This window comes from Desulfuromonas sp. KJ2020 (assembly GCF_024197615.1).
GTDB lineage: Bacteria > Desulfobacterota > Desulfuromonadia > Desulfuromonadales > SZUA-540 > SZUA-540.
In genome coordinates this window covers 589193-610150 of the sequence record NZ_JAKUKE010000001.1, presented here as the reverse complement: position 1 = coordinate 610150, position 20958 = coordinate 589193, and the positions used below count along the sequence as shown (strand labels likewise).

The window sequence follows — 20958 nt, the reverse complement described above, 5'->3', positions numbered from 1 at the left end:
GCATGTTTAGCCGCGTCGCTGTTTCTTTGTTCTCTCTTCTGCTGGTAGTGGCCTGCAGTGACCGAGGCCCATCCTACCCCAAGGTGACCCCGCCCGACGGTTATCTGCAGCGGGCTGAAAACCAGGAGGAAGGTCGACGCATTTTTCGGCAGCTTTGCGCGGAGTGCCACGGCAGACCGTCGGAAGGGCGCAGTCAACGTGCCGATTTTTTCTATCCCCCGGCCCCCAACTTCACTTCTCCTCTTTACCGTCAGGCCGATCCGGCCTATCTGTTCTGGCGGATCCGCAAAGGGAAGACGGTCGAACCTTATCTTTCCCGTGGTTCGGTGATGCCGGCCTACGGCGCCCATTTCAGCGAAGAGGAGACCTGGTCCATCGTCGCCTACCTGCGGGTTCGTTCGGAAGTTTCGTCAGACTGAAAATATGGGAGCAGTCATAGATTGGGGAAGGGAGGCGGGTCGCTGTCACCAGGGATCTGCTTTTTTATTTACGGTAAAAGGCAATTTTTTCTTTTTTATTTGAGCTAAATTTGATAAAAGAACCGGGTTTTTAAGGGTATAACGTTGTCTCTTTTGTGGGAAATTCGAAGAAATATGGGAAAGCGCGGTGCCCTTTCCAGCCGACCTTTGACTAAACTGCCGGGTGCCGTCTGTCTGAAATCGTAGGATTTTTCTTTTCAAACCTTTTGAACCAAGGTAATGGGAGAACAGAACCATGGAAAAGTCGGTGGCAATTACCGCACAGGATCTGGGGCTGAAGCAGATTGGCAAGGTCTATCATAACCTGGGTTACGACCAGCTTTTTGAGGCTGAAGTCGCCAACAAGGAGGGCCGGGTCTCCTCCAACGGCACCATGATGGTGGATACGGGCAAGTTCACCGGGCGTTCTCCCAAGGACAAATATTTCGTTCACCAGAAGCCGTCCTTCGAAAACATCGCCTGGGGCAAGGTTAATGTGGCCATGGCCCCCGAAGTTTTCGACGAGCTCTATGCCGAAGTCCTTGACTACCTCTCCGGCAAGGATCTTTACGTCACCGACGGTTTCTGCGGCTCCAACGAGAAGACGCGCAAATCTGTGCGCTTCGTCACCGAATTCGCCTGGCAGTCCCACTTCGTCCGGAACATGTTCATCCGCCCCGGCGAGGAGGACCTGCAGAACTTTGCCCCCAACTTCACCGTCTACAATGCCAGCAATCTGGTAAACAAAGACTGGGAGCGCCACGGCCTCAACTCCGAGGTCTTCATCGTCTTCAACATCGAGAAGAACGTCGCGATTATCGGCGGCACCTGGTACGGCGGCGAGATGAAGAAGGGCATCTTTACCATGATGAACTACTGGCTGCCGCTGCAGGGGATTCTCTCCATGCACTGCTCGGCCAACGTTGGCAAAAAAGGCGATGTCGCCCTCTTCTTCGGACTCTCCGGCACCGGCAAGACCACCCTGTCCACGGACGCGGCCCGCAAGCTCATCGGCGACGACGAGCACGGCTGGGACGACGACGGCATCTTCAACTTCGAGGGCGGCTGCTACGCCAAGGTCATCAACCTGTCGCAGGAGAGCGAACCCGAAATCTACAACGCGATCCAGCGCAATGCCCTGCTCGAAAACGTAGTGGCCGACGACGACGGTGTCATTGATTTCGACAGCCGCGCCAAGACGGAGAACACCCGTGTCTCCTACCCCATCGAGCATATCGAAAACCACGAGGCAAGCCTCAAGGCCGCCCATCCGAAGAACATCATTTTCCTGACCTGCGATGCCTTTGGCGTGCTGCCGCCTGTTTCCAAGCTGACTAAAGAGCAGGCCATGTATTATTTCCTCTCCGGTTATACCGCCAAGGTGGCAGGTACCGAGCGCGGCGTCACCGAGCCTTCGGCGACCTTCTCGGCCTGCTTCGGCGAAGCCTTCCTGCCTCTGCACCCGACGGCTTACGCCAAACTCCTGGGCGAGAAGATGGAAAAGCACGACGTCAAGGCCTACCTGGTCAACACCGGTTGGGCTGGCGGTGGTTATGGAGTCGGCCAGCGCATGAGCATCAAGGCCACCCGCGCCTGCATTAACGCCATACTCGACGGCAGCATCGAAACGGCCGAGTTCGACCAGACCCGCTGGTTCCGTCTTCACATTCCCAAGGCCCTGCCGGGTGTGGATAGTACCCTGCTCAACCCCCGCAACGCCTGGGCCGACAAAGAGGCCTTCGATGCTACCGCCAACAAGCTGGCCGGCATGTTCATCGAAAACTTCAAGAAGTATGTCAAGGATGGCGACGACTTCGATTTCACCAAGGCCGGCCCGCAGCTCTAGGCCTGGTTGAAAGCAACGGATGTGACGAAGGGCGACCTCAAGGGGTCGCCCTTCGTCTTTTTCAGCCTTCTCCTTTTTCTCGGCGGGGTATCCCCGGCGGTTAGTTTCTGGACTTTGCCCGGTGGATTTTGTATCTTGACGCATCAGGGCGTTTCCTGTTGAAAAGCCTGATGAAACGGCGTAAGGCCGCGGAGGTCCTGTTGGTAAAAAAAGAAAACAAGAAGGATAAAATCACCTCTGAAGATCTGCCCCTGTTGCCGGTGCGCGATGTGGTGGTTTTTCCCCACATGGTTGTTCCCCTTTTTGTCGGTCGTCCCAAGTCCATTGCGGCGGTGGACGCCGCCCTCGCCCGTGACCGCCTGATTTTCCTGGCGACGCAGAAGGATGACGAGGCCGAGGACCCGGCGGCCGAAGACATTTACAGCGTGGGTACGGTGGCCATGATCATGCGCATGCTCAAGCTGCCGGATGGGCGTGTCAAGGTCCTCGTACAGGGGGTTTCCCGGGCCCGGACTCGGGATGTCCTGCAGGATGAGCCCTTCCTGCTGGCTCAGGTGGAAAGGACGCCTGAACCGGCGGTCAAGGTGATTCTGGAAATCGAAGCGCTGATGCGCGCGGTGCGCGACTCTCTGACCAGAGCCATGACCCTGGGCAAGAGTCTGCCACCCGAGATCCCGGTGGTGCTGGAAAATGTGGATGACCCCGGCAACCTCGCCGATCTCGTGGTCAGCAATCTCGGGCTGAAGGTCGCCGATACCCAGCAGACCCTGGAGATACTTGATCCGCTTCAGCGGCTGGAAAAGGTCAAATCCCTCCTCGACAGGGAAGTGGAACTGCTCACCATGCAGGAACGCATCCAGAGCCAGGTCAAGGAGGAGGTCAGCAAGTCGCAGCGGGAATATTATTTACGGGAACAGATGCGCGCTATTCAGGCCGAGCTCGGCGAGAACGATCAGCGCTCGGAGGATGTGGCTGAGCTTCGCGCTCGCCTGGCCGAGGCCGGTCTGCCGATTGATTCCATGGGCGAAGCGGAAAAACAGCTGCGCCGCCTGGAGACCATGCATCCCGAAGCTGCCGAGTACTCCATGCTGCTGACTTACCTGGAGTGGCTCGCCGATTTGCCCTGGAGCCATGGCACCCGCGACAAGCTCGATTTGAAGCGGGCTCGAAAGATTCTGGACGAAGACCATTACGATCTGGAAAAGGTCAAGGACCGGATTCTGGAGTTTTTGGCCGTACGCAAACTCAACCGGAACCTGAAAGGACCCGTGCTTTGCTTCGTCGGCCCGCCCGGCGTCGGCAAGACCAGCCTGGGCAAGTCCATCGCCCGGGCCCTGGGTCGCCAGTTCGTGCGCATCTCCCTGGGGGGCGTGCGCGACGAGGCGGAAATCCGTGGTCATCGGCGCACCTACGTCGGCGCCTTGCCCGGGCGCATCATACAGGGGATCAAGCAGGCCGGTACCAACAATCCGGTTTTCATGCTCGACGAGTTGGACAAGCTGGGGGCCGACTTCCGGGGAGACCCTTCCTCGGCGCTGCTGGAACTGCTCGATCCTGAACAGAACCACGCTTTTTCCGATCACTACATCAACCTGCCCTTCGACCTTTCCAACGTCATGTTCATTGCCACGGCCAATGTGATGGATCCTATCCCTTCGGCCCTCAAAGATCGCATGGAGGTCATCCGCCTGGCCGGCTACGACTTGGAGGAGAAACTGTTCATCGCCGAGAAGTACCTGGTGCCCCGTCAGCTTGAGGCCAATGGCCTGCGCCAGGGCGACGCTGACTTCACCCGGCAGGCATTGCAGAAGGTTATAGCCGAGTACACGGCCGAGGCGGGGCTGCGCAACCTCGAGCGGGAACTGGGCAGTATCTGCCGCAAGATCGCCCGCCGTTTCGCCGAAGGGGGGCGCAAGAAGTCGGTGAAGGTCACCGCTGGCACCGTCAGCCGTTTTCTAGGCCCGGCCAAGTTTCTGCCGGAGGAGAAGCGAGGGGAGAGCGAGATCGGCGTGGCCACGGGCCTGGCCTGGACCCAGGTCGGGGGGGAGATCCTCAGTGTCGAGGCCAGTATCATGAAGGGGAAGGGGCAGCTGTCCCTGACCGGTCAACTCGGCGAGGTCATGAAGGAGAGCGCCCAGGCGGCCCTGTCCTTCACCCGTACCCGCGCCGCTGCTCTCGGTATCGCGGAGGATTTTCTGGACAAGAAGGATATCCACGTCCACGTGCCGGCTGGCGCCATTCCCAAGGATGGCCCCAGCGCCGGCATCACCATGGCTACGGCCATCATCTCGACCCTGGCAGAAATTCCTGTGCGGCAGGATGTGGCCATGACCGGTGAGTTGACGTTGCGCGGCCATGTTCTGCCCATCGGCGGTCTGAAGGAAAAGGCCCTGGCGGCTGTGCGGGCCGGCATTAAGACGGTGATCATTCCCCGGCGCAATGAAAAGGATTTGGTGGACATCCCCCCCCACCTGCGTAAAAAGGTAGACTTTGTCCTGGCCGAGACCATGGACGATGTGCTGAAGGTGGCTTTGGAAAGATGTCATGAAACTGTCTGAGATCGGGGAGTTCGGCTTCATCGAACGGATCCGGCAGCGAGCCGGCGGGGCGGGGGTGCACCTGGCTATCGGCGATGACTGCGCGGCCGTCGAGGTGCGTGCTGGTCAGCTTCTGCTCACCAGCAAGGATCTGCTCATCGAAGGCGTGCATTTCCGCCTGGACTGGACGGACCTCTACCGTCTGGGGCGCAAGAGTGTCTCCGTCAATGTCAGCGATGTGGCGGCGATGGGGGGCAATCCCGAGTATCTTTTTCTGGGGCTGGCGGTAGCGCCGACCCTGAGGGTGGAAGATCTCGACGCCTTTATCGATGGTTTTCTGGCGGCAGCTAGCGACTACGGGGTGCGACTCATCGGCGGCGATACCTGTCGCTCCCCTGGCCCATTGATCGTTTCGGTGACGGTGCAGGGGAAGGTGCCGACGGAGCAGATGCTCCGTCGTAACGGGGCCTGCTCCGGCGATGCCGTCTACGTTTCCGGCACCCTGGGCGACAGCGCCCTCGCTCTGCAGCTTCTGCAACAGGGCCAACCCCTTTCCTCCCATCTGGCCGCGCGTCATCATGACCCTCGGGCCCGGGCCGAACTGGGCAGGGCCTTGGCGGTTGCCGGTATCCCTTCGGCCATGATCGACCTGTCCGACGGCTTGCTGGCCGATCTCGGCCACATACTGGATGCTTCCGGAACCGGCGCCACCATCGAGGCGGCAGCACTGCCCCTTTCCGCCGATTTTCAGGCGGCGCTCTCCCTGGGACAGGCCTCGCTGGACCTGGCCTTGGCCGGCGGCGAGGATTACGAACTGCTTTTTACGGTACCGGTCAACCGGGAGGATCGTCTGCGCGAACTTTCGCGCCAGTTCAATCTGGATCTGACCCGTATAGGACACATCGACCCAGCGGCTGATGGTCTCCGTATTCGAAACGGCTCCGGCCAGATGGCGACCGGCAGCCCAAAAGGCTATAATCATTTTTCCTGAGGGTTTCAGCCCGAGGGACGAAGCAAGGATATCCGTGGAAAACGGTCTCTCCAAGCGCAAAACCCCTTTTGTCGGCAGTGAGTTCCCAGAGCGGGAATTTGCCGAGCTGACGGACTTTTTGCGGGAAACCCGAGGTTTCAACCTGGAGATGTACAAGGACCGCTGCATCAAGCGGCGCATCGCCACTCGAGTGCGGGCCTTGGGGTTTGATAACGCCGCGGCGTATCTCGACCTGCTTCGCCGGCAGCCGGAAGAGGCAGATATTCTCCTGGCGGCCCTGAGCATTCATGTGTCGCAATTTTTTCGCAATCCCAGCACCTTTGTCCTGCTGGAGAAGAAGGTCCTGCCCGATCTGCTGGCATCACCTGCTGCGCAGGGGCGCCCGGAGCTGCGCCTGTGGAGCGTGGGTTGTGCCGGCGGCGAGGAGCCCTATTCGCTGGCGATTCTGCTGGCTGGACTCCTCAAGGAAGGGATGAGGGTGCGGATCCTCGGTACGGATGTCAGCGAGGCGGTCCTTGAGCGGGCGCGTCAGGGGATCTTCGACACCTCGCGGCTGGCGGAGGTGCCCGCGGTTCTGCGTGAGCAATGCTTCGAGCCGTCGAAAGGGCAGTATCGTCTGCGTGAGTCCTTTCGGCAGTTGGTTTCCTTCCGCCATCACAACATCCTGGCCGATTCCGCCTATCCCAAGGTCGATCTGATCATGTGCCGGAACGTCCTGATTTACTTTTCCCGTGAGGAGCAGGAGAAAATTCTCCTGCGTTTTGCCGACAGCCTGCCCCCTGGTGGGGTGCTGGTCCTGGGGAGGTCCGAGACTCTGCTGGGAAAGAGTCGCGACCGTTTCGAACCGGAAAGTTTAAGCGAGCGTATTTACAGGCGCAAGGCCTCTTTGATATGAAGAACAGTGTCAGTCTTTGCAAAGGAGCGCATCGATGCGGGTAGAGATCACCTACAAGTTCGTCATCGGGTTCATCATCGTCATTGCCTCAACGGTGGCTGTCCCCTATATCGTCCCCTACCTGGGGGTTGACCCTCAGTGGCAGCAGCTTTTTACCACCGTCTGCGCGCTTCTGGTCGGTCTGGTGATCGGCTGGTTTTTTTCCAAGGCCTTCAGTACCAATATTCGCCTGCTCAATGCGGGGGCTGAACGTTTCAGCCAGGGCGATTTTTCACGGGCCGTCAAAGTGCCGCCGAGCTTTCTGGAAGATGAGACAGCCGATCTGGCGGCTTCGCTGAACCGGGTGGGCGAAAGCCTGCGTCAACTGGTGACCCAGATTCGGGCGACCTCCCTGCAGGTCAACGATGCGGCCCAGGGACTGACGGCGACCTCCGAGGAGATGACGGCCTCGGCCCATGAGGTCGCTAACGCCGTGGAGCAGATCAGCGGCGGCGCCGAGACTCAGGCCGAGATGGTGGAAAAGGCCTCAAGCCTGATCCGCGAGGTAGCCCTGTCCATCGACCTGGTCGCCGCTTCGGCTCAGAAGGTCGCTTCCTCCGCTACCGAAACGGCAACCACGGCTCAAAAAGGCGGCCAAACGGCCCGCTCGACCATGGAGAGGATGAAGAAGGTGCTGGGCGATGTGGAAAAGGGTGGGGATCAGCTCTTCTCATTCGGCTTGCGGCTGCAGAAGATCGAAAAGATTGTCGAGGTGATCACGGGCATTGCCGAAAAGACCAACCTTTTGGCCCTGAACGCTTCGATCGAAGCGGCGCGGGCGGGCGAGTCGGGACGTGGTTTTGCGGTGGTGGCCCAGGAAATCAGCAAGCTGGCCGACTCGACGGCACGCTCGGCCGGAGAGATCACCTCGCTGGTCGAAGGAATTCAGGCCGAAAGCGAAAAGGTGCAGGGGGCCATGAAGGAGACTATCCGTGAAATGGCCGCTGGCCATGAAGCCGTGGACGTGACGGGCAGCGCCTTCGAAGAGATTATCGAGACGGCGCTTCAGACCAAGACCAAGGCCACGAGTATTGCTGAACTGGCGGTGAAGCAGGCGGAAGGGGCCAGCAGCATCGTGCGGACCATCGACGAGATTTCCCGGGTCGTGACGGATAACGCCGCCTCCACTGAGGAAGTGTCCGCCGTGACCCAGGAGCAGTCCGCCGCCATGGAGGAAATGTCCCATGCGGCTCAGGAACTCTCGGCCCTGGCCGATTCCCTGATGCGGGCCGTCGATCAATTTCACATCGGGGCGGAACGGGAATGAGCGAAGGGAATTTCGAACAGATACTCACCTTTTCACTCGGCGGCCGGTTGTTCGGAGTGGAGGTGGCCCAAATCCAGGAAGTGGTCAAGGCCCCCGAATTCTATTTTATCCCTCGGGCCGGCTTCCCTTATGTCGGCGCCATCAATTTCCACGGCAAGGTCGTCCCCGTGCTGGACCTGCCGGCCCTGATCGACTCTGGCAGTGCCCGGCGCGATAAGCGGGTTGTCGTGCTCCATCCGGATTTGTGTGTACTGGGTTTTACGGTAGAGAGCATAGAAGGGCTCGTTCTGCTCGAAGCCGACACCATTCCCGAAGCCATCGCGGGGGTGGAAGAAGAAGGCTATATTCGTTGCCGGGTGGAGCATGAAGACAGGGAGCTGTGCCTGCTGAACGTGGAAAAGCTGGTAAGCGGTCTGGGTGATTCCAGGACGCCAGACAGGAGGGCATTATGGGGCTGAGAATCCTCATTGTCGACGACGCTCTGTTCATGCGCAACATGCTGCGGGGGATATTCACAGGGGCAGGGCATGAGGTGGTCGGCGAAGCCGCCAACGGCGAAGAGGCGGTGGAGCGGTACCGCACGCTCCGTCCCGACCTGGTGACCATGGATATCGTCATGCCCCAGCGCAGCGGCATCGAGGCGCTCAAGGATATCCTCAGCTTTCACCCGCAGGCCCAGGTCGTCATGTGCAGCGCCCTCGGGCAGGAGGCCCTGATGGCCGAAGCCGTCGAGGCGGGGGCCAGGGACTTTATCGTCAAGCCGTTCAAGGCCGAGCGGGTGCTTGAGGTCGCGAACCGGCTGACTGCCGCCTCAATCGGCTAACCGGGTCTTTTTCGGGTACTGACATGGATATGTCGAAATACAAAGAGATGTTTCTGAGCGAAGCGGCCGAGCATCTCGAGAAAATGGGGCAGCTGATTGTCGCCCTGGAGGCGGATCCCGCCAACCGGGCGGGGATCGACGCCCTCTTCCGCGAGGCACATTCCATCAAAGGGATGGCCGCTTCCATGGGTTACGAGCAGACGGCCAAGCTGGCTCACCACCTGGAAGACTACCTGGCCGGTTTCCGGCAGAGTGGCCGGGTGCCGGTCGAAGCCGTCGATCGCCTGATGGCCGGGTTGGACCGGCTGGAGAAGTTGCTGGAGGATCTGAGGGCTTCCCGGCCGGAGCGGCCGGTGGCCGATTTTCTGGCCTCCCCCCAGGCGCCCGCCAGCCCTGGCGGTGGGCCCTCCGTGCCCCTGCAGGGGATGCAGATTGCGATCGAATTGGCCCAGGATGCGGAAATGCCGTCCATCCGGGCGATGGTGCTGCTGAAAGAACTGGCCAGCGTCGGCAGCGTGCTGGCCAGTAAACCGACGGCCTCCACCCTGCGTCAGGGGGGGGCGCTGCGGCGTCTGCATGTGCTGCTGGATACAGAATTGGCGGCGGAAGATCTGCGTGCGGCCCTGCTGCGCAACCGGGATGTCAGCCGCGTTGCCATAAGGCAGGCGGAGGCTGGGTCGCAATCCAAGACCCCCGCCCCTGCCGAACCATCGCCATCGGTATCGGCCCGGGAAAGACAGAAGCCCGAGACCGCCCGCTCCGTCCGGGTACGTACCGATCTGCTCGATCGGTTCATCCAGTTGACGGGGGAACTCATAACCAACAGGTATCAGCTTTTTGCCGCCTCCCAGACCGAAAACTGGGACGGCCTCAGGGACGGGCTGGATGAGCTCAACCGGCTGATTTCCGAGCTTTACCACGATGTGCTGCAGGTGCGCATGATGCCGCTGGAGAGCATCACGGGGCGGCTGCCCCGCCTGGTCCGAGACCTGGCCCGCAGCACGGGGAAAAACGTCTCCCTGCAGTTGGCCGGCGAAAATATCGAGCTGGACCGGGCCATCCTGGAGGCGATGGCTGACCCCCTCGTGCACATGGTGCGCAATGCGGTGGATCACGGGATCGAAACAGCCGGAGAAGTCAGGGTGGCGGCCTGGCGCGACAAAGACCTGGCCCTGGTGGAGATTGCCGACAATGGGCGCGGCATGGATCCCGAAGCGCTGCGGCGCCGCGCGGTGGAAAAGGGCCTCCTTTCCCCTGTGCAAGCTAGGGGCCTGCGCGATGCCGACGCCTTGCAGCTCATCTGCTATCCCGGCTTTTCCACGGCCTCGACGGTCACGGAGACCTCGGGACGAGGGGTCGGTATGGACGTGGTCAAGTCGGCGGTGGAAAACCTCGGCGGCACCCTGGAAATTTTCAGTACCCGCGGGCAGGGGACGCGCTTTCTGCTCAAACTGCCGCTGTCGGTAGCCATCATTCATATCCTTCTGGTCCGTTGCCAGGATCAGCTCATGGGCATTCCGGTCACCCGGGTGCAGCGCCCCCTCGAGGTCATGCCCGAGGATATCCTCTCATCCGGCCGCCAGAAAGTCATTCGCCTGGTCGAGGACTTTGAGGGAGAAGAGCCGGTCGAGGAAGAGGTTCCGCTGCTGTCCCTGCGCAAGATGCTCGGATTGCCGGCCCGCCCTTTTTCGGGATCCATTCCGGTCGTGTTGACGGAAATCCGCGGGCGGCGGGTCGGTCTGGTGGTCGACAAGCTGGCTGGCCACCGCCAGGTTTTTGTCCAGAGCCTCAGCTTTCCCCTTGACCATCTGGTCGGCGTCAGTGGCGCCACCGTGCTGGGTGACGGCCGGGTGGTCTTTATCATCGATCCTGCCGCCATGCTGGAGGAGCGCTATAAATCGCCTAAGGCCCAGTCATCTGGGGATTCCCGATGAAGGGCCAAGGCCTCACCGCCCTGCAGCTCGACGCCCTGCGAGAAATCAGCCATATCGGTATGGGGCAGGGGGCTACGGCCCTTTCGCAGCTTCTCTCCGAACGGGTCGAACTGCGGGTGCCCCGTGTCGCTGAAGTCGATATCGCCCAGGTGCCCGAACTGCTTGGCGGCGCCGAGACGCCTGTCGTCGGCATGACGCTGCAGATCGTCGGCGACGCCAGCGGCGATCTTTTGCTGCTTCTTTCGCAAGGGAGCGCCCGCGAGTTGCTGAGCCGTCTGTTGGGGCGTCCCCATCAGGGCCCGAAACGGAATCTGGATGAGCTCGATTCTTCGGCGCTGCAGGAACTTGCCAACATTCTGGCCTCGGTTTATCTTGGCGTTCTTGGCGACCTGCTGGGGATAGCGCTGCGACCCTCCCCACCCTCACTGGCGGCCGATATGCTGGGGGCCATTGTGGATGATATCCTCATCGCCCAGAGCCTGGGCGGCGATACGGTTTTGATGGTGGAAACCGAATTCGTCGGCGCTCCGCAGGCGACCGCAGCCATGGTCGGGCATCTTTTTCTGCTCCCCGCCCCCTCTTTGCTGGCGGCCCTCGAGCGCAGGCTGGAGGAGGCATGACGGCGCCGGTCCGGGAAAAGGTGGGCATCGCCGCCTGCCGCGTGGCCAGGGCGCCGTTGCGGTTGATCGCCCCCGGTCTCGGCTCCTGTCTGGGGATTGTGCTTTACGACCCGGCGGTCAAGGTCGGCGGCCTGGCTCATTCCCTGTTGCCGGCCCCGCCGGCGGGGATGGCCGAGGAAAGAACAGGCAAGTTTGTCGACGGAGCCATCCTCGGCATGGTGGCGGAGATGACCGCCCTGGGGGCCGACCGGCAACGGATGTGGGCCAGAATTGCCGGCGGCGCTCACATGTTTGCCTCGCTGCCGGGGTCGGCCGAAGACAGGGTGGGGGCGCGCAACGTGCGCCAGGCCCGGCAGACCCTGGAGTCCTTGCGCATTCCCCTGCAGGGTGAGGATGTCGGCGGGGATTTCGGGCGCACCCTGGAATTTGATCTGGCAACGGGCCAGGTTCGGGTGAGAACGGTGTGCGGACCCCAGTCCGATTACCTGATTTGACCATACGGAGGTTGATACGATGGCATGGCACCGCCTGAAGATTTTTTTGACGATTTTTAGTTCTCTCGTTCTGCTGCTGGTCGCCGGGGAGGCGCCCGCCCAGGAGCCGGAACTGGCGCACGTGGTTGAGGCCGTGGAGGCTCCTTTTCGCCCCGACTCCAGCGGGCGGCAGGCCATTGCTTCTTTCGAGGCCGCCTTTGCACAGCAGTCGGTGATTGCCTCCCTCGAACAGAGCCAGGAGGGCAGCGGTCTCATGCAGGTGAAATTTGTCCCGCCGAAAAAAGAGACGCCGGCCAAGGTCAGGTTCCGCTGGATCTATACCAATCCCTCCCGTCAGGAGATCGTCTCCGATGGCGAGACGGTCTGGGTTTACCTGCCGGAGAACCAGCAGGTGCTCCAGAGCTCCCTCGCAGAGGTCGGCGCCGGTCAGGCCCAGGAAAATCCCCTGGTCTTCATCACCGGGCTCGGCAACCTGTCGGAAAATTTTACCCTGTCCTGGGCCAGTCCGCGCCAGGACCAGAACGGCAACTACCTGTTGGCGCTGGCGCCCAAAAAATCTTCGGCCATGATACAGACCCTGCGCCTGGCCGTGGCAAAAGAAGCGATGCTGAGCCAGGGTAGCGAGCCGGTCTTTCCCCTGCGGACGGTAGAGATCATCGACACGAACGGCAACCGGACCCACCTGACCTTTACCGGGGTGCGCATCAATCCGAAGCTGGCGGACAGCCGGTTTACCTTTCAGGTGCCCGAGGGTGTCGAAGTGGTGACGCCCGACCAGTTCGGACCGTCCTTCTAGGGGCGAGACCCACCTAAAGAGACTTTTAATTCATCCGGGTACATGCTATAAGTACCTGTTTCAATGACGTTCTTGTCGACGTTTATTCTCATGCCACAGGGAGGGTCACATGCCGAGTTTTGACATCGTATCCAAGGTGGATATGCAGGAAGTGGATAACGCCGTCAATCAGACGGTGAAGGAGATCAGTCAGCGTTTCGACTTCAAGGGATCGACCAACGAGGTGACGCTGGAAAAGGACGCCATCGTCATTCTGGCCGCCGACGACTACAAGCTGCAGGCCATCGTTGACATCCTCAAGGGCAAGCTGGTGCGACGCCAGGTGTCGCCCAAATGCCTCGACTTCGGCAAGAAGGAGCCGGCCTCCGCCGGTGCTGTCCGGCAGCGGGTCGCCATCGTGCAGGGGATCTCCAAGGAAAAGGGCAAGGAGATCATCAAACTCATCAAGGACAGCAAACTCAAAGTGCAGCCGCAGATCATGGAAGACCAGGTCCGGGTGGCCGGCAAGAAGATCGACGATCTGCAGGAAGTCATTCAACTGCTCAAAGGGCAGGATCTCGACGTCGAACTGCAGTTCATCAACATGCGCTCTTAGGGCTCGGGTCTTTTCAGGGCAGCAAATAAAACGGCACAGCTATCACATGGAGACGGGATAAAGGCCTTGAAAAAAGAGAAAGTCAGTCTGGTCAGCCTGGGTTGCCCGAAAAATCTGGTCGACGCCGAGGTCATGCTCGGTCATCTTCCCGCCGACCGCTTCGAGATCGTCACCGACGAGTCGCAGGCGGACATCATCATCGTCAATACCTGCGCCTTCATCCACGACGCCAAGGAAGAGTCCATCGAGACGATTCTGGAAGTGGCCGACTACAAAAAGGAGGGACGCTGCCGATTGCTGGTGGTAAGCGGCTGCCTGCCGCAGCGCTACCAGGAGGAACTGGCGGCCGAACTGCCGGAGGTCGACCTTTTCATGGGGACGGCCGATGCGGCCCGCATCGTCGAGCTGATCGAAGCACGCTCGGCGGCCAAGGAGCCTTTGTACGCCGTCAGCGCCCCGGATTTTCTCTACGACCACCTGACCCCCCGGGTGACCTCTTCCCCCTTTTATTCAACCTATGTCAAAATCGCCGAGGGCTGCGCCAATTATTGCTCCTACTGCGTCATTCCTCAGCTGCGCGGCACCCTGCGTTCCCGCAGCATCGACTCGGTGGTGAGCGAAGTGCGCCGTCTGGTGGCGTCAGGGGTTAAGGAGATCAATCTCATTGCCCAGGATATTACCGCCTACGGCACCGACCGCGACGACGGCGCCCGCCTGGAGGATCTGCTGCGCGAACTGGTCAAGATCGAGGAGCTGCCCTGGCTGCGGCTGCTCTATGCCTATCCTGACGGCGTGAGCGATGAACTCATCGATCTTATCGCGGCCGAAGAGAAGATCTGCAACTACCTCGATATTCCCCTGCAGCATTTCGACGACCGTATCCTGGGGCTGATGAACCGCCGCATCGACTCCGCCGGCATCCGCCGCCTGGTCGACCGTATGCGTCAGTGCATTCCCGACCTGACCTTGCGCACCTCGTTTATCGTCGGTTTTCCCGGCGAGACGGAGGAGGAGTTCCAGCGCCTGCTCGATTTCGTCAACGAAGGACATTTTGAACGGGTGGGGGTCTTCCGCTATTCGCGGGAAGAAGGGACGGCGGCGGCCGCCATGGAGGAGCAGGTGCCCGAGCGGACCAAAAACGCCCGCTACAACAAGTTGATGAAGGCCCAGAGCCGGGTCTCCTTCCGCAAGAACCGCGCCCTGAAGGGGCGCGTCGAGCCGGTGCTGGTGGAGGGCTACAGCGAGGAAACGGAGCTGCTCCTGCGCGGTCGTTCCATTCGGCAAGCCCCTGATATCGACGGGCAGGTGTATATCACGGCCGGCTATGCCGAGGTCGGCGACATCGTCTCCCTGCGCATCACCGACTCCTCAGAATATGACCTGATCGGCGAGATCGTCGAGGAGGAGTGACCCTTCTCAGGTCTCAAGCAGTTTCTGCAGTTCCTCCCGGCTGAAGGTGTAGACCTCCTTGCAGAACTCACAGGTTACCGTGGTCGGCTCCTCGCGTTCGCTGAGTTCCCGCAACTCCTCCCGGCCCAGGGAAAGCAGCATCTGACGGACCTGGTCCCGACGACAATGGCAGCGGAATTCCAGATCGGTCTGCGCCAGGATGTCAAAGGGGATGCCCGCAAAGAGGGTCTCCAGGATTTGCACGGGAGCCAACCCCTGACGGAGAAGGGTGGTCAGCGGCGGCAGGTCGGTAAGGCGTTTTTCGAGCTGGACCAGGGTCTCCTCACGGGCGTTTGGCAGGGATTGCACCAGAAAACCGCCAGCGCTGGAGATGGTGCCGTCGGCTTCGATGTAAACGCCGAGCCCTACCGACGAGGGCACCTGTTCGGAGGTGGTCAGATAGTAGGCGAGGTCTTCAGCCACCTCGCTGGTATAGAGCTGGACCATGCCGCGGTAGGGCTCCTTGAGCCCCAGGTCCTTGACCACGTGGAGAAAACCGGCGCGGCCGATGGCGCCTGCTACGTCGAAGCGGCCCTCCTGCAGGGGCAGGTCGGCGACGGGGATCCGGATGGAGCCTCGCACATGGCCGTCGGCATCGGTCTCGGCCTGCAGCTTCTGCAGCGGGCCGTTGCCCTCGATCATCAGGGCCAGGCGCTGATCGCCCTTGAGCAGGCTGCCGAGCAGCGCCGTCCCCGTGACCAGGCGGCCGAGGGCGACGGCGGCGGTGGCGTCGGTTCCCTGCCGCGAACAGATGGCTTCGGCCAGGGCGGTGGTGGTAGCCGCGGCGGCCCGCAAGGAGCCGTCCCGGCTGACGATACGTACCAGATGGTCTTTCATCGTTTATCCTTTCCACGGCGGCGCCTTGGCGCGGCTGGACTATCGTTGAAAAGAATGCATCTTACGCAAGCTTAGTGAAGATGACAATCCCTTCCCAGGAGGCACCATGAAGATTGTTCTGCCGGTGGCCGGCAAGGGCACACGCCTGCGGCCCCATACCCATACCAAAGCCAAGTCCCTCGTCCATGTTGCCGGCAAGACGGTGCTCGAACACATCGTCAGTCGGCTGGCGCCCCTGCAGGCCGAGGAGTACATCTTCATCACCGACGAAAACGGCGCCCAGATCGAGCGCTTCATGACCGAAACTTTCCCGGACCTGTCCTGCAGCTATATCGTGCAGAAAGAGCGTCTCGGCCCGGCCCATGCCGTCGCCCTGGCGTCGCCGCGCATTCGCCCCGGCGACGATGTGCTGGTGGTGTTCAACGACACCATTTTCGTCACCGATCTGACGCGCCTGCAGGCGCTGTGCGGTGACTGCGACGGCCTCATCTATTCCAAGGAGGTCGAGGACTACCAGCGCTTCGGCGTCAACGTGCTGCGGGGCGATTATATCGTCGACATGGTGGAGAAGCCCGACACCCCCATCTCCCGTCTGGCCCAGGTTGGCCTCTATTATCTCAAGGACGGCGCCCGCTTCATGGGCTACCTGCAGAAGACCATTGAGGCCGGCCAGACGGTCAAGGGGGAGTATTATCTGCCCGCCGTCTTCATGAACATGATCGGCGACGGCCTGAAATTCCGGGCCCCCGAAATCGACGCCTGGCTCGACTGCGGCAAGCCCGAAACCCTGCTGAAGACCAACCGCTACCTCCTCAAGGGGCGCCATCACTGCCACGGTCAGGCGGACAACACCGTGCTCATTGAGCCGGTGCATATCGGCCGGGGGGCGGTGATACGCAACAGCGTCATCGGTCCCAACGTGTCGGTGGCGGCCGGCTGCCTCATCGAAGAGAGCGTCATCCGCGATTCCATCATCAACACCGATTCCCAGGTGCGCGGCATGGTGCTGCGCGATTCGATCCTCGGCGACGCCGTCGCCCTGGTGAGCAAGCCCCGCCGCATGAATATCGGCGACCACTCCCTGATCGAGATGGAGGGCTGAGTGTCTCTGCTTGAGTCTGCTCTGGCCGGTTGATTATGACGATGTCCTACGAACAGGTCCTCCCTTATCTGCTGCCGCCCCTGCTTGGGGCCCTGATCGGCTATGTGACGAACTACATCGCCATCCGCATGCTCTTTCGCCCCTTGCACCCTTGGCGCCTCCTCGGGATTCGCCTGCCCCTGACGCCGGGGATCATTCCGGCCAAGCGCGGCGAACTGGCGGAGAAGATGGGCGAGATGGTCGGCAGCCACCTGCTGACGTCCGAGGATGTCGGCCGGGCGTTGGAAAAAGAGGGCTTCCGCCGTGAACTCAAGGGGGCGGTAGCCGACAAGCTCGGCAGCTTCCTCGACCGGGATCTGGGGACCGTCGAATCCCTGGTGCCGGTCGATTTTCGTGGCCGTTTTCGAGACCTGGTCGACCTGCTGCGCTACAAGGTGGTCAAGTCGGTCTTCGCCTACGCCGACTCCGAGGCCTTCGAGCAGGCGCTGCGCGGTTATCTGCAGCGCAAGGGGGATGAACTGCTGGCCCGCGATCTCGAGAGCTTTCTGACGCCGGAGCGCTACAGCGGTCTGCGCGGCCATCTCGATGATCGTCTCACGACGCTGCTGACCTCCCCCGCCGTCGGCCGCGCCGTCGGCACGTTCGTCGACAGTCGCAGCGAGCGCCTGCTGGCCTCGCAACGGTCGATCCGCGAACTGCTGCCGGCGGATCTGGTCGAGGTCATCCTGGTCCAGATGGAGAAGGAGATTCCTCCCTTGCTGGAGAAGTTCGGCGGCATGCTCTACGATCCCGACTTCCGCCAGCGTCTGGTGCAGAAAGGGCGCGAAGGGATCGAGGGTTTTCTCGACTCCCTCGGCGGCCTGTCGGGACTGCTGGCCGGCTTTATCAACCTGGACAAGATCTACGCCCGCATCCCCGAGTTTCTCGACAAGGCCGGGGACGAAATCGCCCGCTGGCTGCGGGAAGAAAAGACCCAGGCCGAAGTGGCCGCCCTGCTGCGCGAGCGCGTCGGTGCCCTGCTCGACCGGCCGCTGGCCAGTTACCTGGAAAAAGTCTCCTATGAAAAAGTCGCCGGAATGCGCCGCTTCGCCCGCGAGCGTGTGGTGACGATGGTGCAGAGCCGCAAGGCCGTCGATTCCCTGCTGCTGCTGACCGAGAGCGGTCTTGAAAAGATCAAGGATCGCTCCTTTGCCTCCCTGCTGGAAAAGGCCCTGCCGTCCGGGGGTTTGCAGCAGGGGCGCGACTATGCCGCCGACCGGCTGCTGGCTCTACTGCGTTCCACCGAGGCACGGGACGCCCTCGATGCCCTGCTGTCCAACTGGCTGGAAAACTGGCTTTTCGGGCGCCCCCTGGGCAAGCTGTCGTCCCGTATCCCGACGGACGTGCGCGAAGAGCTGGTGGACGGCCTCTACGGGCAGCTGGCCGAGCTGCTCAAGAAGGAAGTGCCGCCCCTGGTGGAAACCCTCAATGTCAGCCGCATGGTGGAGGAGAAAGTCAATTCCCTCGATATCCTCAAGGTGGAAGGGCTGCTTATGGGCATTATGAAAGAGCAGTTCAAGTACATTAACCTCTTCGGCGCCCTGCTCGGTTTTCTTATCGGGCTCGTCAACCTCGTCCTGCTCCGCCTGATCTGAGCCTCGCCGCCGGCGGGCATCAAAATGCCCGCCGGTATTTCAATCGCGTCAAAATATGGTAAAGCATAGAGTGTCGCCCTGTTGACGCCCCTTTTTTGGCCGAGGACCTATCCATGTATACCAAGCCCCTGGACAAGAGCAGTCCCTGCGCCAGCCTCACCGAGCTTCCTCCCCTGGGGATGGATGCGGCGAGTCTGAGCGAGGATTTCCGCAGTTACTACACGCTGAACCTGGGCCGCGACAAGTATTGTCGCTCCCGCCACTACATCTATGAGGCGCTGGCCCTGACCCTGCGCGATCGCCTGATGGAGCGCTGGAAGACGACGCGCTATGCCTGCGACGAGCATAACTGCCGCCGGGCCTATTACCTGTCCATGGAATTTCTCATGGGGCGGGCTCTGGGGAACGCCATGCTGGCCCTGGGTCTGACGGAACCGACGACCCAGGCCCTGCATCAGCTCGGACTCGATTTGGAGGAGCTGGTGAATACCGAACAGGATGCCGGCCTGGGCAACGGCGGCCTCGGCCGGCTGGCCGCTTGTTTTCTGGACAGCTGCGCCACTTTGCGGCTGCCGGTGATGGGCTACGGCATCCGGTATGAGTACGGCATGTTCCGCCAGAAAATTGTCAACGGTTTTCAGGTGGAAGAGCCCGACCACTGGCTGCGGGCCGGCAACCCCTGGGAGATCAAGCGCCCCGAATACACCCAGCGCATTCAGTTTGAAGGGCGTAGCGAGGCCTATCGGGATGCTGAGGGTCGCCAGCGCTTCCGCTGGGTCGACAGTCACGACGTCCTGGCGGTGCCTTATGACCTCCCCGTTCCCGGTTATGGCAACGGCATGGTCAACACCCTGCGGCTGTGGAAGTCGGCGGCCACCGACGAGTTCGACCTGGGGGAGTTCAATGCCGGCAGTTACCCCGAATCTGTCGCCGCCAAGAACGCCGCCGAAAACATCACCATGGTGCTCTACCCCAACGACGCCAGCGAGAACGGCAAGGAGCTGCGTCTGCGCCAGCAGTATTTTCTCGCCTCCGCCAGCCTGCAGGATGTGCTGCAACGCTGGTGCGGCGTCTGTGGCGGCGACCTGGCCGAGTTCGCCGCCAAGAACTGCTTCCAGCTCAACGATACCCACCCCAGCTGCAGCGTCCCTGAGCTGATGCGCCTGCTCATGGACGGTAAAGGATTGGGCTGGGACGAGGCCTGGGAGATCACAACCAGGACGCTGGCCTACACCAACCATACGCTTCTGCCCGAAGCCCTGGAGCGCTGGCCCGTGCGTCTCTTCCGGCAGGTGCTGCCGCGCCTGCTCGATATCATTTATGAGATCAATGCCCGCTTTCTGGCGGAGGTGGCCCGGCGCTGGCCCGGCGACAGCGACCGTCAGCGCCGCATGTCCATCATCGAGGAAGGCCCGGAGCCCATGGTCCGCATGGCCTATCTGGCCATCGTCGGCAGCTTCTCCGTCAACGGCGTCGCCGCTCTGCACTCCCGCCTGCTCACCGAAGGGCTTTTCCGCGATTTCTATGAACTCTGGCCGGAAAAATTCAACAACAAGACCAACGGCGTCACCCCGCGGCGCTGGATGCTCTGGGCCAATCCGGGCCTGAGCGCCCTGCTCGACGAGACCCTGGGCGAGGGCTGGGTGACGGAACTCGACCGGCTGCGGCAGCTGAAGCCGCTGGCCGACGATTCCGCCTTTCAGGCGCGCTGGCGCCAGGTGAAACGGCAGAACAAGGCCCGCCTGGCCGAGGTCGTCCGGAGCCGCTGCGGGGTCGATTTTCCCCTGGATGCGCTCTTCGATGTGCAGGTCAAGCGCATCCATGAGTACAAGCGCCAGCTCCTCAATATCCTGCATGTGATTCATCTCTATGACCGTCTCAAGCGGGGGGATAGTGAGAACTGGACGCCCCGCTGCGTCCTCATCGGCGGCAAGGCGGCGCCCGGCTACGCCACCGCCAAGCTCATCATCAAGCTGGTGAACAATGTCGCCGCCCGTATCAACGCGGACGAGGACGTGGCCGACCGTCTCAAGGTGGCCTTTTTCCCCGACTACGGTGTCTCCGCCATGGAGGTCATCTGTCCGGGGACGGATCTGTCCGAGCAGATCTCCACCGCCGGCAAAGAGGCCTCGGGCACGGGCAATATGAAGTTCATGATGAACGGCGCCCTCACCATCGGCACCCTGGACGGGGCCAATATCGAGATTCGCGAAGAGGCTGGTGCGGACAACTTTTTTCTCTTCGGTCTGGATGCCGCGCAGGTCGAGGAGGCGCGGCGGCACTATGATCCGCACGCCATCGTCGCCGCCGATGCGGACCTGCAGCGGGTCTTGCAACTGCTGCAGAGCGGCCACTTCAGTCAGTTCGAGCCGGGCCTCTTCGAGCCCCTGGTTCAGGCCATTCTCAACCCCCAGGACCCCTGGCTGGTCGCCGCCGATTTTCGCAGTTACGTCGAGGCCCAGCAGCGGGTGGCCACCGCCTATCTGGATCAGACTCAGTGGACCCGCCTGAGCATCCTCAATACGGCTGCCAGCGGCCAGTTTTCCACCGACCGTACCATCACCCAGTACAATGACGATATCTGGCGGCTGGCGCCGCTGGATGTCGGCACCACGCCTTAAAACGCGCCCGGGGGAATCGG

Annotated in this window: 18 protein-coding genes; 17 read left to right on the top strand and 1 reads right to left on the bottom strand. The window is 61.5% G+C overall.

Annotated elements, in window-relative coordinates:
- The first annotated feature begins 2 nt into the window (after window positions 1-2).
- The 14 genes from MJO47_RS02765 to rimO all read left to right on the top strand — a co-directional run bounded on the left by MJO47_RS02765 (window position 3) and on the right by rimO (window position 14705).
- Entirely contained in the window at window positions 3-419 is a 417-nt protein-coding gene (locus MJO47_RS02765) for a cytochrome c (RefSeq protein ID WP_253959589.1), read from the top strand.
- 295 nt (window positions 420-714) lie between these two features.
- Window positions 715-2304, top strand: a complete 1590-nt coding sequence (gene pckA / locus MJO47_RS02760; RefSeq protein WP_253959588.1) for a phosphoenolpyruvate carboxykinase (ATP) — start codon at window positions 715-717, stop codon at window positions 2302-2304.
- Window positions 2305-2474: 170 nt separating this feature from the next.
- Entirely contained in the window at window positions 2475-4862 is a 2388-nt protein-coding gene (gene lon / locus MJO47_RS02755; protein ID WP_253959587.1) for an endopeptidase La, read from the top strand.
- The gene (thiL, locus tag MJO47_RS02750; RefSeq protein WP_253959586.1) at window positions 4849-5832 is read left to right on the top strand and encodes a thiamine-phosphate kinase; all 984 of its coding nucleotides are present in this window, start codon (window positions 4849-4851) and stop codon (window positions 5830-5832) included. Before lon ends, thiL begins: the two co-directional genes overlap by 14 nt.
- Before the next feature lie 34 nt (window positions 5833-5866).
- On the top strand, window positions 5867-6727 hold the full coding sequence (locus MJO47_RS02745; RefSeq protein WP_253959585.1) for a protein-glutamate O-methyltransferase CheR: 861 nt from the start codon (window positions 5867-5869) through the stop codon (window positions 6725-6727).
- Between the two features lie 34 nt (window positions 6728-6761).
- Entirely contained in the window at window positions 6762-8033 is a 1272-nt protein-coding gene (locus MJO47_RS02740) for a methyl-accepting chemotaxis protein (protein WP_253959584.1), read from the top strand.
- On the top strand, window positions 8030-8491 hold the full coding sequence (locus tag MJO47_RS02735; RefSeq protein WP_253959583.1) for a chemotaxis protein CheW: 462 nt from the start codon (window positions 8030-8032) through the stop codon (window positions 8489-8491). The genes MJO47_RS02740 and MJO47_RS02735 overlap by 4 nt, the downstream gene beginning before the upstream one ends.
- On the top strand, window positions 8482-8856 hold the full coding sequence (locus tag MJO47_RS02730; protein ID WP_253959582.1) for a response regulator: 375 nt from the start codon (window positions 8482-8484) through the stop codon (window positions 8854-8856). The genes MJO47_RS02735 and MJO47_RS02730 overlap by 10 nt, the downstream gene beginning before the upstream one ends.
- Window positions 8857-8879: 23 nt before the next feature.
- Complete coding sequence (locus MJO47_RS02725; protein WP_253959581.1) at window positions 8880-10790, top strand: chemotaxis protein CheA; 1911 nt, start codon at window positions 8880-8882, stop codon at window positions 10788-10790.
- Window positions 10787-11410 (top strand): chemotaxis protein CheC, encoded by a 624-nt coding sequence (locus tag MJO47_RS02720; RefSeq protein WP_253959580.1) that lies wholly within the window; start codon window positions 10787-10789, stop codon window positions 11408-11410. The genes MJO47_RS02725 and MJO47_RS02720 overlap by 4 nt, the downstream gene beginning before the upstream one ends.
- Window positions 11407-11904, top strand: coding sequence for a chemotaxis protein CheD (locus tag MJO47_RS02715; protein ID WP_253959579.1), 498 nt, complete (start codon window positions 11407-11409; stop codon window positions 11902-11904). Before MJO47_RS02720 ends, MJO47_RS02715 begins: the two co-directional genes overlap by 4 nt.
- 19 nt (window positions 11905-11923) lie before the next feature.
- Entirely contained in the window at window positions 11924-12700 is a 777-nt protein-coding gene (locus MJO47_RS02710) for an outer membrane lipoprotein carrier protein LolA (RefSeq protein ID WP_253959578.1), read from the top strand.
- A gap of 109 nt (window positions 12701-12809) precedes the next feature.
- Window positions 12810-13295 carry a YajQ family cyclic di-GMP-binding protein gene (locus MJO47_RS02705; RefSeq protein ID WP_253959577.1) on the top strand — a complete coding sequence of 162 codons (486 nt, stop codon included), beginning with the start codon at window positions 12810-12812 and terminating at the stop codon, window positions 13293-13295.
- Between the two features lie 57 nt (window positions 13296-13352).
- Complete coding sequence (gene rimO, locus MJO47_RS02700; protein WP_371926641.1) at window positions 13353-14705, top strand: 30S ribosomal protein S12 methylthiotransferase RimO; 1353 nt, start codon at window positions 13353-13355, stop codon at window positions 14703-14705.
- Between the two features lie 6 nt (window positions 14706-14711).
- On the opposite strand, the gene hslO is transcribed toward rimO, so the two are convergent.
- Window positions 14712-15581 carry an Hsp33 family molecular chaperone HslO gene (gene hslO, locus MJO47_RS02695; protein WP_253959575.1) on the bottom strand — a complete coding sequence of 290 codons (870 nt, stop codon included), beginning with the start codon at window positions 15579-15581 and terminating at the stop codon, window positions 14712-14714.
- A gap of 106 nt (window positions 15582-15687) precedes the next feature.
- On the opposite strand from hslO, the gene MJO47_RS02690 reads away from it, so the two are divergent.
- The 3 genes from MJO47_RS02690 (at window position 15688) to MJO47_RS02680 (ending at window position 20938) form a co-directional block, all read left to right on the top strand.
- Entirely contained in the window at window positions 15688-16683 is a 996-nt protein-coding gene (locus tag MJO47_RS02690) for a sugar phosphate nucleotidyltransferase (protein WP_253959574.1), read from the top strand.
- A 41-nt stretch (window positions 16684-16724) separates the two neighbouring features.
- Window positions 16725-18317 (top strand): DUF445 family protein, encoded by a 1593-nt coding sequence (locus MJO47_RS02685; RefSeq protein WP_253959573.1) that lies wholly within the window; start codon window positions 16725-16727, stop codon window positions 18315-18317.
- Between the two features lie 113 nt (window positions 18318-18430).
- On the top strand, window positions 18431-20938 hold the full coding sequence (locus MJO47_RS02680) for a glycogen/starch/alpha-glucan phosphorylase (RefSeq protein ID WP_253959572.1): 2508 nt from the start codon (window positions 18431-18433) through the stop codon (window positions 20936-20938).
- The last annotated feature ends 20 nt before the right edge of the window (window positions 20939-20958 follow it).